At 65.2% G+C, this 15,012-nt stretch carries 14 protein-coding genes; 5 read left to right on the forward strand and 9 right to left on the reverse strand.

Features of this window, described 5'->3' with window-relative positions:
• Positions 1-3 precede the first annotated feature (3 nt).
• The 4 genes from HELO_RS14810 to HELO_RS14825 form a co-directional block, all read right to left on the reverse strand.
• Complete coding sequence (locus HELO_RS14810; RefSeq protein ID WP_013333457.1) at positions 4-516, reverse strand: molybdopterin-dependent oxidoreductase; 513 nt, start codon at positions 514-516, stop codon at positions 4-6.
• Between the two features lie 132 nt (positions 517-648).
• Positions 649-1,077, reverse strand: a complete 429-nt coding sequence (locus tag HELO_RS14815) for a universal stress protein (protein WP_013333458.1) — start codon at positions 1,075-1,077, stop codon at positions 649-651.
• Positions 1,078-1,088: 11 nt separating this feature from the next.
• Complete coding sequence (locus HELO_RS14820) at positions 1,089-3,683, reverse strand: TRAP transporter permease (RefSeq protein WP_013333459.1); 2,595 nt, start codon at positions 3,681-3,683, stop codon at positions 1,089-1,091.
• Positions 3,684-3,820: 137 nt separating this feature from the next.
• Positions 3,821-4,801, reverse strand: a complete 981-nt coding sequence (locus HELO_RS14825) for a TAXI family TRAP transporter solute-binding subunit (protein ID WP_013333460.1) — start codon at positions 4,799-4,801, stop codon at positions 3,821-3,823.
• A gap of 291 nt (positions 4,802-5,092) precedes the next feature.
• Here HELO_RS14825 and HELO_RS14830 point away from each other — a divergent pair, with 291 nt between their 5' ends.
• Positions 5,093-5,623, forward strand: a complete 531-nt coding sequence (locus HELO_RS14830; RefSeq protein WP_013333461.1) for a macro domain-containing protein — start codon at positions 5,093-5,095, stop codon at positions 5,621-5,623.
• Between the two features lie 65 nt (positions 5,624-5,688).
• Here HELO_RS14830 and HELO_RS14835 read toward each other — a convergent pair whose 3' ends face one another.
• The 3 genes from HELO_RS14835 to HELO_RS14845 all read right to left on the reverse strand — a co-directional run bounded on the left by HELO_RS14835 (position 5,689) and on the right by HELO_RS14845 (position 8,527).
• Positions 5,689-6,984: a TRAP transporter large permease gene (locus HELO_RS14835; RefSeq protein WP_013333462.1), complete on the reverse strand. Its 1,296-nt coding sequence runs from the start codon at positions 6,982-6,984 to the stop codon at positions 5,689-5,691.
• Positions 6,974-7,450, reverse strand: coding sequence for a TRAP transporter small permease (locus HELO_RS14840; protein ID WP_013333463.1), 477 nt, complete (start codon positions 7,448-7,450; stop codon positions 6,974-6,976). The genes HELO_RS14835 and HELO_RS14840 overlap by 11 nt, the downstream gene beginning before the upstream one ends.
• 63 nt (positions 7,451-7,513) lie before the next feature.
• Positions 7,514-8,527 (reverse strand): DctP family TRAP transporter solute-binding subunit, encoded by a 1,014-nt coding sequence (locus HELO_RS14845; RefSeq protein ID WP_013333464.1) that lies wholly within the window; start codon positions 8,525-8,527, stop codon positions 7,514-7,516.
• Positions 8,528-8,925: 398 nt separating this feature from the next.
• Here HELO_RS14845 and HELO_RS14850 point away from each other — a divergent pair, with 398 nt between their 5' ends.
• Positions 8,926-9,693 (forward strand): outer membrane protein OmpK, encoded by a 768-nt coding sequence (locus HELO_RS14850; protein WP_013333465.1) that lies wholly within the window; start codon positions 8,926-8,928, stop codon positions 9,691-9,693.
• Positions 9,694-9,904: 211 nt separating this feature from the next.
• Positions 9,905-10,777, forward strand: coding sequence for a DMT family transporter (locus HELO_RS14855; RefSeq protein ID WP_013333466.1), 873 nt, complete (start codon positions 9,905-9,907; stop codon positions 10,775-10,777).
• A 63-nt stretch (positions 10,778-10,840) separates the two neighbouring features.
• Here HELO_RS14855 and HELO_RS14860 read toward each other — a convergent pair whose 3' ends face one another.
• Both HELO_RS14860 and HELO_RS14865 read right to left on the reverse strand, forming a co-directional pair.
• Positions 10,841-11,464 carry an L-threonylcarbamoyladenylate synthase gene (locus tag HELO_RS14860; protein ID WP_013333467.1) on the reverse strand — a complete coding sequence of 208 codons (624 nt, stop codon included), beginning with the start codon at positions 11,462-11,464 and terminating at the stop codon, positions 10,841-10,843.
• Positions 11,465-11,499: 35 nt separating this feature from the next.
• Entirely contained in the window at positions 11,500-12,408 is a 909-nt protein-coding gene (locus HELO_RS14865; RefSeq protein ID WP_041602646.1) for a PHP domain-containing protein, read from the reverse strand.
• A 117-nt stretch (positions 12,409-12,525) separates the two neighbouring features.
• On the opposite strand from HELO_RS14865, the gene HELO_RS14870 reads away from it, so the two are divergent.
• Both HELO_RS14870 and mnmC read left to right on the forward strand, forming a co-directional pair.
• On the forward strand, positions 12,526-12,825 hold the full coding sequence (locus HELO_RS14870) for a YciI family protein (protein ID WP_013333469.1): 300 nt from the start codon (positions 12,526-12,528) through the stop codon (positions 12,823-12,825).
• A gap of 152 nt (positions 12,826-12,977) precedes the next feature.
• A complete protein-coding gene (gene mnmC / locus HELO_RS14875; RefSeq protein ID WP_013333470.1) occupies positions 12,978-15,002 on the forward strand; it encodes a bifunctional tRNA (5-methylaminomethyl-2-thiouridine)(34)-methyltransferase MnmD/FAD-dependent 5-carboxymethylaminomethyl-2-thiouridine(34) oxidoreductase MnmC in 2,025 nt (674 codons plus the stop codon).
• The last annotated feature ends 10 nt before the right edge of the window (positions 15,003-15,012 follow it).

A 15,012-nucleotide genomic window follows, 5' to 3' on the forward strand; every position in this document is an offset into this window, starting at 1 on the left:
GGCTCAGTACACGACGATACGATTCACCTGCCACACCGAGCGAAAGCGAATGGCCTCGGTCCTGAGCTCGGGATGCTGGTCGAAGGGATACACCACGAACAGGGGGCCGAAGTCCCTGATCGGCATCGGCTCGCCATTGCGCCGCATGGCCAGGATGACGTCATAACGCTTGAAGTCACTGATCGGAATACTGGCCTCGAAGCCATTCAGGGCCACGACCCTCACTTCACTGCCGTTGGCGCCCACGGCATCCAGCAGGGCCGAGAAGAGCGGCCCCTCGAAACGCCCCGGACCGGGGTGCCAGGGCGTCGTCGTGACGATGGAACGCGATGGAAGGCGATCGAGCATGGCACGATCGAAATGCGCTTCGTCACCAACATTGGGATGCGAAATATCGCCGCGAATGGTCAGGATCACCTTGCCACTGGGCGATGGCAGAGGCGCTGCCTGAACGGCGACACCCATGGTCGCCACCACCAGGCCGACGATCACCGCAAGCACGAACCTGAAAGACATGAGGAGACATCTCGGTTACTGGTCGTGTCGACAAGCCTACGTGATTCGGGTGCCACATGCAGTGACAGTCTTGTCGCATCGCGCCCCGGACGATACCGACACCCGGGGCGCGAAACGCCGATACTGGACCGATCAGCGCACGATCATCACCGATACCTTGCTGTGGTGCACCACATGCTCGGCGTTGGGGCCGAGGACATAATCGACGAACTTGCGCTTGGTGTGCGAAGCCATGACGATCAGGTCGGCCTCGATCTTCCTGGAAGCCTTGATGATCGCCTCCCAGGGCGAACCGTCGACGATCACGCACTGGACCTGGATGTCCTCCGGCACCTTGTCGCGAATGAACTCGTGCTGTGCCTTGCTGACCGTCTCACGGGCCTTCTCGGCGAACCCCGGGGGGAAATAGCTTCCCACCAGGGGCATCTGGTAGTCCGGCAATACCGTCACGACATGCAACGAGGCACCGAAACTGCGGCACAACGTCAGGGCCGTGGGCAGTGCCTTGGACCAGGATGCCTCTTCGTTGAGGTCCACCGGCAACAGGATCTTGCTGTACATGCCTCACCTCCTCAGGCCGACACCGGCTCGCTACCGCGATCCCGACGCCGGCGCTGCAACAGTACCACCAGCGCGAATATCAGGAAGGCGGGAATCCACATCCATTCCTTGGCCCAACGATCCACCGGCGCCAATACCTGGATGATCTCCTGGTCGAAATCGAAACCGAGCTCCTGGGCCTGGCTGCCGAAGGTCACCATATCGACCACCGCTCGTTCATCTTCGACAAGCAATTCCAGCCCCAGATTCTCCAGACGCTCCTCGCCACTGTCGCCATCCGGCACTGGCATGGTCATGTAGGTCGTCAACGGATCCCCCAGGTCATCCTCGCCCAGGATCTGCAACCGCAGGGTGCTGTCCTCGTCGACGTTACCCAACGCCTCGACGAACTGCGCCGGCGGGATCTCCCGATAGGGGTCGTGGATCATGTCCATCCAGAACCCCGGACGGAACAGCGTGAAGGCTACCAGCAGCAGCAGGATCGACTCGTACCAGCGATTGCGCGCGATCATGAAGCCCTGGGTCGCCGCTGCGAAGATCAACATCGCCAGCGTCGCCACCACGAAGATCATCACCCCCTGCAGGAAGGAGACATCGATCAACAGCAGATCGGTGTTGAAGATGAACAGGAAGGGCAGCGCCGCAGTACGCAGGCTGTAATAGAACGCCTGGAAGCCGGTGCGGATGGGATCGCCTCCCGATACCGCGGCTGCGGCGAAGGAGGCCAGGCCCACCGGCGGCGTGACATCGGCCATGATGCCGAAATAGAAGACGAACAGGTGCACCGCGATCAGCGGCACCAGCAGGCCGTTCTGTTCCCCGAGGGTGACGATCACCGGCGCCAGCAGCGCCGACACCACGATGTAGTTGGCCGTGGTGGGCAGCCCCATGCCGAGGATCAGGCTGAGCACCGCAGTGAACAGCAGAATCAGCATCAGGTTGCCCATCGACAGGATCTCGACCACGTCGGCCAGCACCAGGCCCACCCCGGTCTGGGAGACGGCGCCGACGATGATCCCGGCGGTGGCCGTGGCGATACCGATGCCGATCATGTTGCGGGCACCGGTCACCAGGCCACTCCACAGGTCCAGGAAGCCCTCGCGGATATCCGCCCCGATGTTGCTTCGATGCCGGAGCAGCGCCGTGATGGGGCGCTGGGTCAGCATGATGAAGATCATGAAGACGGTGGCCCAGAAGGCCGACAGCCCCGGCGACAGGCGCTCCACCATCAAGCACCAGATCAGTACGATCACCGGCAGGATGTAGTGCAGGCCGACCATCACCGTGGGCCGTGTCTGCGGCAGCGAGTAGATCGGTTCATTGGGATCGTCGAGCTCGAGTTCGGGATAACCGGCTCCCAGCTTGAGCAGCACGATATAGATCGCCGCCAGGACCAGGGAAACCACCCAGGGCGCAGCATCGCCGAGCACCGGCTTGAGCCAGCCCAGGCCGTAATAGACCGCGATGGCCGTGACCATCATCAACAACAGGCCACCGAGGAAGCCGATCACCTTGCGCACCAGCGGCTTGGCCGGATTGCTGCTCTCCAGGCCCTGCATGTTCGCCTTGAGGGCCTCGAGGTGCACGATGTAGATCAACGCGATATAGGAAATCAGCGCCGGCAGGAAGGCGTGCTTGATGACCTCGACGTAGGAAATGCCCACGAACTCGACCATCAGGAAGGCCGCCGCGCCCATCACGGGAGGCATGATCTGACCATTGACCGACGAAGACACCTCGACGGCACCGGCCTTCTCCGAGGAGAAGCCGACCCGTTTCATCATCGGGATGGTGAAGGTACCGGTCGTCACGGTATTGGCGATCGACGAGCCGGAAATCAGTCCGGTCATGCCGGAAGCCACCACGGCCGCCTTGGCCGGACCGCCCTTGTAGTGGCCCAGCAGCGAGAAGGCCACCTTGATGAAGTAATTGCCGGCACCGGCCTTGTCCAGCAAGGCGCCGAACAGCACGAACAGGAACACGAAACTCGTCGACACACCGAGCGCTATGCCGAACACCCCCTGACCGGTCAGCCATTGGTGATTGATCAAGCCATAGAGGCTCACGCCACGGTGCGACAGGATCCCCGGCATCCAGGGACCTGCCAGCGAGTAGATGATGAAGATGCTGGCGATGATCGCCAACGGCGGCCCCAGAGCCCGGCGCGTGGCCTCGAGCAGCAGCAGCAGGCCGATCACCCCGACGATCACGTCCTGCAGGATCGGTGCTCCGGGCCGCTGGGACAGTTGCTCGTAGAACACGAAGGTATAGGCGGCAGCCGCCATGGCCAGGATGGCCAGTCCCCAGTCCATCAAGGGGATACGATCCCGCGGCGAGCCTTTCAACGCCGGGTAGGCCATGTACGCCAGAAGCAATGCAAAGGCCAGGTGAATGGAGCGTGCCTCGGTGGCATTGAAGACCCCGAATCCCAGCACGAATGGCAGAGGAGACGCGATCCACAGTTGAAAGAGCGACCAGGCCGCGGCAATGCTTACCAGCAGTTTGCCAGGCATTCCCGCCGGCTGGCGGGAACCCGAGTCGCTCGAGGAGACCATGTCCTCGAGATCGACCTCGGTGTCCGGTCCTCTCTTGTTATCCTCAGTCATATGCGTGTCCTGCTCTGACTCGGTTGACACTTCCCATGCGTCGCCGGCGACCGACCGGCACCGCCAACGTAAAGCGCGGCCCCTCGGCAAGGGACCGCGCATCCTGCGACGAGATGCATGATCTCATTCAGATCCGATCACTCGATCCAGCCCTGCTCGCGATAATAGCGCGCGGCGCCTTCATGCAGCGGAGCTGACAGGCCTTCGGACACCATGTCCTCGGGTTCCAGGTTGGCAAAGGCCGGGTGCAGCTTCTTGAAGCGATCGAAGTTGTCGAACACCGCCTTGACGGTCTGGTAGACGACATCGGGGTCGGTCTCGGCGGAAGACACGAAGGTCGCCGCCACGCCGAAGGTCTCGACGTCATCCGGATTGCCCTTGTAAAGCCCGCCCGGGATCGTGGACATGGAGTAGTAGGGATACTCTTCCACCAACCCCTGGATGGTCTCGTCGTTGAGCGGAATCAACTTGGAGTCGACTGTGGTGGTGGCTTCCTGAATGGCCCCGTTGGGGTGACCGACCACATAGGCCATGACGTCGATGTTGTTGTCGGCGAGGGCGGAGGCCATCTCGGCGGCATCCAGTTCGGAGGCCAGGGAGAAGGTATCCTCGGTCCAGCCCTTGGCATCCATCACCACTTCCATGGTGTTGCGCTGCCCGGACCCCGGGTTGCCGATGTTGACGCGCTTGCCTTCCAGGTCGTCGAGGGTCTCGACGCCGGAATCGGCGCGGGCCAGCAGGGTCAGCGGCTCGCCATGGACGCGGAACACCGCGCGCAGGTCCTTGTAGGCATCGCCCTCGAAGTTGCCGGTGCCATTGTAGGCCTGATACTGGACGTCGGACTGGGCGACCCCCATGTTCAGCTCACCGCTGCGGATGCCATTGATGTTGGCCACCGAACCGCCGGTGGAGGGAGCGTTACACTTGATGTTGGCGTCTTCCAGACGATTCACCAGACGACACACCGACTGACCGACCACGTAATAGACGCCGGTCTGGCCACCGGTGCCGATGGTGATGAACTGTTCTTCTTCCTGCGCCATGGCCGGCGATGCGAACATCGCGGCCCCGAGCAGGGCGCCGGAGAAAGTGGCGGCAGAGAATACATGGCGTTTCATGAACACACCTCATTGTGACGTTATGGTCGAAGCGTTCGATCGGCGATCTCGTGTCGACGATCGTCGGCGGCTTGCCCGCCCCTTCCTACTTTAGCGAAAACCGCAGCAACATGGTGCGGCATCTTGGCTGCCGTTGCCGTGACAGTCTAGCCGGCCACAACGTTTAGCGTTCGTTAATTTTCATGCCTGACGGTCGACGACGCAACTACACATCCCGGCATGGCGGTTGCCGTTGCCTCGCCATTGCCCCCAGACTACTCATGAAGAATAGCTCCGAACGAGGAGACCGACATGCAGACTCCCGCCCCCTTCATCGAATGCTGTCAGGGCGACATCGCACGTCAGGACGACATGGATGCCGTGGTCAACGCCGCCAATGCGGCCCTGCGCAGCGGCGGCGGCGTTGCGGGCGCCCTGCATCGCGCTGCCGGCCCGGCTCTCGCCGATGCCTGCCGCCCCCTGGCGCCGATCCAGCCCGGCCAGGCGGTGATCACCGAGGCCTTCAAACTCCCCAACCGCTATGTCATCCACTGCCTGGGGCCGGTCTACGGCGTCGACGAGCCATCCGACACCCTGCTCGCCGACTGCTACCGCAATGCCCTGCATCTGGCCCAGCAGCATGGCATCGCACGCCTGGCCTTCCCGGCACTGTCCACCGGCGCCTTCGGTTATCCCGCTTCCGAAGCGGCGCGCATCGCCCTGTCCACGGTGCTCGCCACCCTGCCCGACTGCCCGGCCGTACGCCAGGTTCGCTTCGTGCTGTTCGACGACGCCAGCCGTGCGCTGCATCAACAGTGGCTCGACGCCCTGGTCGGCGACTAGACCACGAGTAACGGGCCACGAGCTGCGCCCCCAAGAGCGGCAACCCGAGACTCGTCGCCCGTCGCCTAGACGTTATAGCCGAGTACGCCCGGCAACCACAGCGCAATGCCCGGGAAAACCACCACCAGTGCCAGGGCGACCGCCATAGCGAGAACGAAGACCATCGCCCAGCCGATGGTCTGCTCCAGACGCACTCGGGCCACCTCGGTGGTCACCATCAGATTGACCGCCACCGGCGGCGTGAACTGGCCGATGGCGATATTCATGGCCAGCAGGATGCCGAACCACACCGGATTCCAGTCGAAATGCTGCATGACCGGTATCAGGATCGGCATCAGGATCAGGTAGATCGAGATGGCATCCAGCAGCATTCCGGCCACCAGCACCGCCAGCATGATCAGCGCCAGCAGCAGGACACCGTTGTCGGACAGGCCGATCACCCATTCCGCCATGTGGCGGAAGGTCCCCAGCATGGTACCGGCCCAGGCGAAGATTCCGGCCAGGGCGATGATCAGCATCACCACCCCGGAGATCACCGCCGCTTCACCGAACAGTTCCCAGAGGTCGCGCCAGCCGAGTTCGCGGGTCAACCAGAGCCCGACCACCACGCCGTAGGCGACCGCCACCACTGCCGCTTCGGTGGGCGTGAAGAGACCGCTGCGCAGGCCGCCCAGGATCAGTATCGGCGCGAACAGGGCCGGAATGGCCTGACGAAAGCTCTCGGCAAGCGGCGGGCGCTCGACATTCTCCGGTGCCTCCCAGCGATAACGACGCGCCAGCCACCAGGCCGGCACCAGCAACGCCGCCCCGGCCAGCATCCCAGGGAACAGCCCGGCAGCAAACAAGGCGCGCAGGTCCACCCCCGGCACCACGATGGAGTACAGGATCAAGGCCACCGAAGGCGGGATCAGGATGGCCGTGGAAGCCGAGGCGGCGATCAGCGTCGCCGAGAAGGGCCGCGGATAGCCGGCCCGGGTCATGCTGGGCAGCATCACCATGGCCACGGCCGCCGCATCGGCGGGCCCCGAGCCACTCATGCCGCCCATGATCATGCACACCAGCACCGCCACCAGCGCCAGCCCGCCGTGGCGCGGGCCGATCAGCGCCTGGGCGAAGCGCACCAGACGCGCCGCCACCCCGGCGCGCTCGAAGATCAGCCCGGTGAGAATGAACAGCGGAATGGCGATCAGGGGATACTTGGCAACACTGTTGTAGGTGTTGGTGCCCAGCGTCGACAGCATCGAGGGAGAAAGCCCGGCGACGATACCCACCGCGCCGGACAGGCCCAATGAGAAGGCCACCGGCACGCCGGCAATCAGCAGGCCGGCAAAGGCCAGCAGCATCCAGAGATCAGGACTCATCGTCGAGCCCTCCGCGCAGGCGCTCGAAAGTCTGCTGGCACTGCCGCCACAGCATCAGCACGGCCAGCAGCGGCAACCAGACCAGATACCACCACTGGGGCAACCCGAGCCCCGGTGAAAGCGTCTCCCACTGATACTCCTGCCAGGCCAGCTTGGCACCGAACCAGGCGATCAGCCCCAGCACGATGAGGCCGCAGAGCCCCTGGAAGAGGATCAGGACACGCCGCGCCGCGGGCGGCAAGGCCCGCTCCAGCAGGCCGATGCGAATATGGCGATGGCGACGCAGGGCCACCGAGGCGCCAGCGAAGGTCAACAGCACCAGTAGAAAGACCGAAAATTCCTCGGTAAAGGCAAAGGAGGCGTCGGTGACATAACGCACCACCACATTGGCCAGGCTGATCAAGCCAATGATCAGAATGGCCAGGGTCGCGAGCACACGCTCGAGTCTTGCATCAGGACGTTTCATGACGGGGGGTTCTTGGCGGGTGAGCGGTAGCGCCCGGCACGCCGACCGGGCGCATTCAGCGCATCATTCGGACGCGTCGATATCGCGGCGGGCCGCCTCCACGATCTCCTCGCCGATACGCGGCACCCACTTGTCATGGACGCTCTCGGTAGCCTCGACGAAGGCCTGGTGCTGCGCTTCGGACAGCTCGGTGACATTCACCCCGCGCTCACGGATCGCCTCCAGCCGCGCGGCCTCTTCCTCACGCGTCTTGGCGATCTCCCAGGCTCCGGCCTCGACGGCCGTCTCGCGCAGCATCTCGCGCTGCGACTCGGAGAGCGAACCCCACACCTGGCGGTTGGCGGCGAACACCAGCGGGTCGTTCATGTAGTTCCACAGGGTCAGGTGCGTCTGCCCCACCTGGTCGATGCGCGCCACATCGAATACCGACAGGGGATTTTCCTGGCCATCCACCGCCCCGGTGGTCAATGCCGGCTTGGCATCGGCCCAGCTCATCTGGGTCGGATTGGCCCCCAGGGCGGTGAAGGTGTCCTGGAACAGCGGCGAGCCCACCACACGGATCTTGAGCCCCTCGAGATCGGCCGGCTCGTCGATGGTACCGCTGGAGTTGGAAAGCTGACGGAAGCCGTTCTCGCCCCAGGCGAGCGGTACCACGCCCTTTTCCTCGATGGCGGAGAAGATCATCTCGCCGGTTTCGCCGCCGGTCACCGCATCGACGGCCTCTGCATCGGGCAGCAGGAAGGGCAACGAGAACAGGTTGAGCGCCGGCACCTGGGGCGACCAGTTGATGGTCGAGCCGACCGCCAGGTCGATCAACCCGGAGCGCATGGCAGAGAACTCCTGGGTCTGGTCACCGCTGACCAGTTGGGCATTGGGATAGACGCGCAGCGTCAGTTCGCCGTCGGAGCGTTCTTCCACCAGCTCGGCCCATTTCTGCGCGGCCTGTCCCCAGGGAAAGGCGTCGGACAACACGGTGGAAACGGAAAGCTCCCGGGCCTGGGCGGTCAATGCCGAGGTCAGGAGGGCGGCGCCAGCCAGGGTGGCGACGAATCGTGAAAGGGGGCGGGTCGTTGGCATGACGTGTCCTTGGTATCCGCGTTGCGGTTATTGATTGTCGGGCCGGCTCCATCTTCTCCAGATGCCAGAGGGCCTTGTTGTTCACAACGTTTAAATATGCATGCAAGACACCGTCCCTCACAAGGGCCGGCTCCCAACGTGGCCAAGCGACAGACACTTTTGTACACAAAAACCATTGCCGATGGGCGCTATAGATTTTATAACTGTATACAAGCACTGTCAGACAATGTGACGCTCACTTGTCTACAAACAATGACACAACAACAAGCTTCGACAGCGCCCCTCTGCTACCCAGCGTGGCGCTCCTGCCACCGACAGTGCCGGGATCCCTCCAACGGCAGGGCCGCTCGAGGCATCGACCCGCTCCAACGACAACATCCAATGAACAGCGGAGACTCATGATGCTCAACAAGACACGACTCGTCCTGGCCACCGCCGCCGCTTCGATGTGCCTGGCTCAGGGCGCCAATGCCGCCCAATACAGCACCACCAAGGTGGAAGCGTTGTATGGCTGGAATTACGAGAGTCAGGCCGGAGCCGGTTTTCCCATCGACAACGAGGAACACGCCATTCTGACCCTGGCCAACGCCACGGGCTGGACCTATGGCGACAGCTTCTTCTTCGTCGATGTCACCAACCTGGATCATGGCAGCGAGGGCGAGGACGACTACGGCAGCGTGCACGCCGAGTGGAACCTGCGCGGCAACATCGGTGAGCTCAGTGGCCACGACCTGTCCATCGGGCCGGTCAGCGACTTCTATGTCACCGGGCAACTGGACATCGATCGCAACTCCTCGGTACGCAAGACCACCCATATGGCCGGCCTGTCCGCCGACCTGCAGATACCGGGCTTCCAGTTCTTCAAGCTCTTTGCCATGTATCGCAACGACGAGAGCAGCGCGGCCCGCGGCAGTTCCGAGCAGTACACGGCGGCGTGGAACCTGCCCTTCACGCTGGGCGGCGCCGACTTCAGCTTCGAGGGCTTCATCGACTACATCACCGAGGAAGGCGACCTGGAAGCCCAGTTGCTGACCCAGCCGCAACTGGTCTGGCACGCCACCGAGCATCTCGGCATCGGCATGGAATATCAGCACTGGGAAAACAAGTTCGGCCTGGAGGACACCGACGAGTCCTTTCCACAGGCCATGGTTCGCTGGACCTTCTAGGCACTATCCGGAAAGTGTCTACGCTCGGTTATACGACGCTGAAAATCCAATCAAAATGCTCATTTATTCCCTGTGAACTCTGCGTTTTGACTCGTGACATCCCTGTCACTCGCGGGTAGAGCCGAGCGGCTCTACCCGCGCCCCTGCCCGCGCACGCCACCTCGTCTGCTATGCTGGCGACTTCCTGCTCGCCATCGACCGAGGAAGCCTCGTGCCACTTCGCGACCTGTCCATCGGCCTGGGTGTCATCGTCATCTGGGCGCTGAACATCATCGTCATCAAGGTCGGCGTGGCCGACATGCCACCCCTGCTGCTGACCACGCTGCGCTTTGCCCTGGTGGCCCTGCTGCTCGTGCCCTTTCATCCGGTCGCCCGCCACCAGCTGCCCTTTCTGGCCTTGCTGTCGCTGACCTTCGGCACGCTGCACTTCGCCCTGCTGTTCATCGGCCTCGGTCAGGCCGAAGCGGGAACCGGCGCCCTGCTGGTACAGATGGGCACGCCCTTCGCCACCCTGCTGGCGGTGATCGTGCTCAAGGAGCGCCTGGGGTTCCGCCGCCTGACGGGCCTGATCCTCTCCTTCGCCGGCATCATGGTGCTGGCCGGCGGCCCGACATTGCCCGCCCCGCTGCCCACCGCCCTGCTGCTCACCAGTGCTCTCGGCTGGGCCATCTCGCAGTTGCTGATCAAGCGCGGGCCCAATGTGCCGCCCCTGGCACTGGCCGGCTGGGTGGCCCTGTTCGCCATCCCACAGGTCGCGCTGGGGTCATGGTGGCTCGAACGGGACCAACTGGCAGCGCTCGGTGACGCCGGCTGGATCGGCTGGGGGGCAGTCTTCTACACGGCGGTGATGTCCTCGATCGTCGCCTATGGCGCCTGGTATGGCTTGCTGCGCCGTCACCCCGTCAATCGCGTGGTGCCGTTGACGCTGCTGGTTCCGGTACTCGCGGTGGGGCTCGGCGTCTTGCTGCTCGGCGATTCACTGGGCCCCCACAAGCTGATCGGGGGCGGCCTGGTGATCGTCGGCATCGGCTTGATCGTGCTGCGCTTCAGGAAACGGGGTGGCACGCCGCGTCGAGCGTCGTGAAGGCCCGGCACACGGCCGGACCAGGGGAGATGCGTCACGCCACAGCGGGACGCTTTGCGACAGTTATTCCTGGAAGGGAGCGATATCCCCGCGTCCCTCGCGGACGATCTGCGGCGGAAGTTCGCGCAGATCGATGACGCTGGTCGGTTCCAGGTGACAGGCGCCGCCATCGATGACCAGATCCAGGTGCGCGCCGAAGCGCTCGCGGATTTCCTCGGCCTCGGTCATCGGCTGCTCTTCCCCCACCGGGATCAGCGTCACGCTCATCAAGGGTTCACCCAGCTCGGCGAGCAGCGCCCGGGGAATCGGATGGTCCGGCACACGCACGCCGATGGAGCGACGCTTGGGATGCAGCAACAGCCGCGGCACCTCGCTGGTGGCCTGGAGGATGAAGGTATAGGCGCCGGGCGTATGCGCCTTGAGCAGGCGAAAGACGGCGTTGTCCACCTTGGCGTAGGTGCCGATCTCGGACAGGTCCGAGCACACCAGGGTGAAGTTGTGCTTGTCATCGAGGGAACGCAACCACTTGATGCGCTCGATGGCCTTCTTGTCGCCGAGATGGCAGCCCAGGGCATAACCCGAGTCGGTGGGATAGGCGATCACGCCGCCATCGCGGATGATACGGACCGCCTGATCGATGAGTCGCTTCTGGGGATTTTCGGGATGAATCTGGAAGAACTGGCTCATGGGCGCTCCCTGTTCTGTCGGGGACATTCGCCGGCTCAGGCCGCCGGCATGGAGCGGCCGAACGTGGCCGCGAGACGAGGATGGGTCCAGACCGGTGCCACCGCCGTACGCGGCACCGCTGTCATGCTGCCCGGTGCCAGGTGGCCGCCGGGGAAGTGGAAGTCGCTGCCGAGCGAGGCCAGCAGGCCCCGCTCGTCCAGTTGGCGCGCCAGGTCGCGCGTGACATCGGGATTCTGGAAGCCGCTGACCAGCTCGGAGGCCTGGCCTCCGGCGGCATGGAAGTCGTCGAGCAGTTGCCCGCGCTTGCGACGGGTCAGGCCGTAACGCAGCGGATGCGCCAGCGCCGCCACGCCGCCGGCATCGAGCACCCAGGCCACGACCGTGGAAAGCGGCGGCCAATGGGCCTTGATGTCCCCCGCCTTGCCGTTGCCCAGATGACGACGAAAGGCAGTGGCCATATCGGGGACCAGCTCCGCCGCCACCAGCGCCCGCGCGAAGTCCGGGCGGCCCAGGGGGCGATCCGAGCCAGCCTGTTCCCGGGCTCGCTCGAGGGCGTTCGCCAGGCCGATCCGTTCCATGCGCGCGGCGATCTGCACGGCACGGCGCTCGCGCGCCTCGGCCTGATGCTCCAGTCCCACGGCAAGCTCGCCCTGAACGCCCGCCGGCAGCAACCCCACCACATGGATGTTGAGGCCCCGCCATTGGCAGGACAGCTCGGTGCCGGGCAGCACCACCACGCCGTGACGCTCGCCGGCAGCACGCGCCCGTTCGACACCGGCGACGGTATCGTGGTCGGTCAATGCCATGTGGGTCAGCCCACGCGCCGCGCACGCCTCGACCAGCGCCTCGGGCGACAGGGCCCCATCGGACGCGGTGGAGTGCATGTGAAGGTCGATGGAGAGCGCTTCGCCCTCGAAACGCTCGGGAAGTGCATTCATTGGCATGACGCCGGCAGGTGTCTTTGTCAGAATAACGTCCATGTTGCTCGCGCGGCCCATGGGGGTCAATGCTGAGCCCTCTCGTTCACGCGGTGCAAGCCGCTTTACCGAGGACTATCCGAGATGCTCTACGCCATCATCAGTGAAGATGTGAATGACAGCCTGGAGCGGCGCCTGGCCGCACGTCCCGACCACCTGGCCCGCCTCGAGGCGCTGCGCGACGAGGGTCGCCTGGTGCTGGCCGGCCCGCACCCCGCCATCGACAGCGAGTCGCCGGGCGACGCGGGTTTCAGCGGCAGCCTGGTGATCGCCGAGTTCGACGACCTGGAAAGTGCACAGGCCTGGGCCGACGCCGACCCCTTCGTCATCGCCGGCGTCTACGCCAGGGTCACCGTGAAGCCCTTCAAGCGGGTGCTGCCCTGATCCCGGCGACGCCTTGAGTTATCCACCGCGGATTTCCCACAGATACTGTGGATAACATTGTTGAAACGCCGCGGACGCATCTCCCAGGCCCGGTCGCCATGCCGCCATGACGACATCGATCAAATTTTGACCAACAGACGCGGAGTCACGTCTTGCCCCCCGCCCATGATCCGTTGCCGCCGCTCGCCGGCCTGACCCGGGCCCACCTCGACTGGCGACCCGACGACGGCGGGGAAGACACGCCGCACTCGAGCGAATTCGACGATGTCTATTTCTCGCGCCATGACGGACGCGCCGAGACCGAGCACGTCTTCCTCGACGCCAACCGCCTGCCCGAGCGTTTCCAGGACTGGACGGAAGACCGTCCATTCGTCATCGGCGAGACCGGCTTCGGCACCGGGCTGAACATGCTGTGTGCCTGGGCCTGTTTCGATGCCCATGCGCCCGCCCGCGCCAGGCTGCACCTGGTCTCCACGGAGCTCTACCCGCTCGACCGTCGTGACCTGGCCAGGGCTCTGGCCGCCTGGCCCGACCTTGCCGACCGCGCGGCGGTGCTGCTGGCCCAGTGGCCCGAGCCGGTCAGCGGCGTGCACCGCCTGTGGCTCGACGCTCGCGTGACCCTGGACCTGCACTTCGGCGACACGGCCGAGCGCCTGCGATGGCTCGACGGCCGAGTCGATGCCTGGTTCCTCGATGGCTTCGCCCCTGCCCGCAATCCCGACATGTGGCAGCCGGCGCTGTTCGCCGCCATGGCGGCGCGCTCGCGCCCCGGTGCTACCTTCGCCACCTTCACCTGTGCCGGTGTGGTCAAGCGCGGCCTCGCGGCCGCCGGTTTCGCCTGGCGCAAGGTGCCCGGCTTCGGTCGCAAGCGCGAGATGCTCGCCGGCGAGATCGCCACGCCTCCGGCGGACGAACGTCGTCGTGCCACGCCCTGGTTCACACCGCCCGCCCCTTGCCCGAGGCGGCGAGTGGCGGTCATCGGCGGCGGCATCGCCGGCACCAGCGTGGCCGCCGCCCTGGCCCGGCGCGGCGTGGCGGTGACGCTGATCGACCGCGAAGGCCCCGGTGCCGGTGCCTCCGGCAATCGCCAGGGCGTGCTCTACGTCAAGCTCGCCGCCGAGACCAACGACCAGAGTCGCTGCTATCTGGCCGGCCTGCTGCACAGCCGACGCTGGCTCGATGCACTCGACCCCGATGGCAGCCTGTGGCAACCCTGCGGCGTACTGCAGCTTGCCACCACCCCGCGCGAGGCGAAGCGCCAGACCGCCTTCCTCGCCAACCATCCGCTGCCCGACAGCGTGGTGCGCGGCGTGTCCTCGGAGCAGGCCAGCCAGCTCGCCGACATCCCGATCGAGAATGGCGGCCTCGAGTACCCGCTTGCCGGCTGGGTGCGGCCGGATGCGCTGTGTCGACGACTCGCCGCCACGCCCGGCGTGACCTTACTGCGCGCCGAGGTCGACGACATCACCGCCACGCCCGAGGGATGGCGGCTGTCGATGACGACCGACCAAGGGCCAGACGAGTTCGATGCCGATCAGGTGGTGATCGCCACGGCTAGCCTGGCCAACCGTTTCACCCAGACCGCCGACCTGCCACTCCAGCCGGTGCGCGGCCAGGTCTCGAGCCTGACGCTGCCCGAGAACGCCCCCGCACCGAGCCGGGTGATCTGCGCGGGCGGCTATGTGGCACCGCCCCGGGAGGGCCGGCTGACCTTCGGCGCCACCTTCCGCCCCAACGAGACGGATACCCGGGTGAGCGACGCCGACCACCGGGCCAACCGCGACGAACTGACCCGCACCCTCCCCGGCTATGCCGCGGCCCTGGAAGGATCGGGAGCACCGCTCGACACGGCGGCATTCGACGGGCGCGCTGCGGTGCGCGCGGCGAGTCCGGACAAGACACCCTACGCCGGTCCCGTCCCGGACGCCGCCGCCTGGCGCCAGGCCTATGCGCTGCTGGCCAAGGACGCCACCCGGATTCCCGACCTCGCCGGACAGCATCATCCGGGGTTGTGGATCAGTGCCGCCCATGGCTCCCGAGGACTGGCCAGCGCCCCGCTATGCGCCGAGGTCATCGCCTCGCGCATCTGCGACGAACCGATGCCCCTGGAAGCGCCCCTGGTCGACCACCTGCATCCGGGACGACGACTGATCCGCGAGCTGATTCGCGGCGGCTGAGAAAGAGACT

Source organism: Halomonas elongata DSM 2581, assembly GCF_000196875.2.
Taxonomy (GTDB): domain Bacteria; phylum Pseudomonadota; class Gammaproteobacteria; order Pseudomonadales; family Halomonadaceae; genus Halomonas; species Halomonas elongata.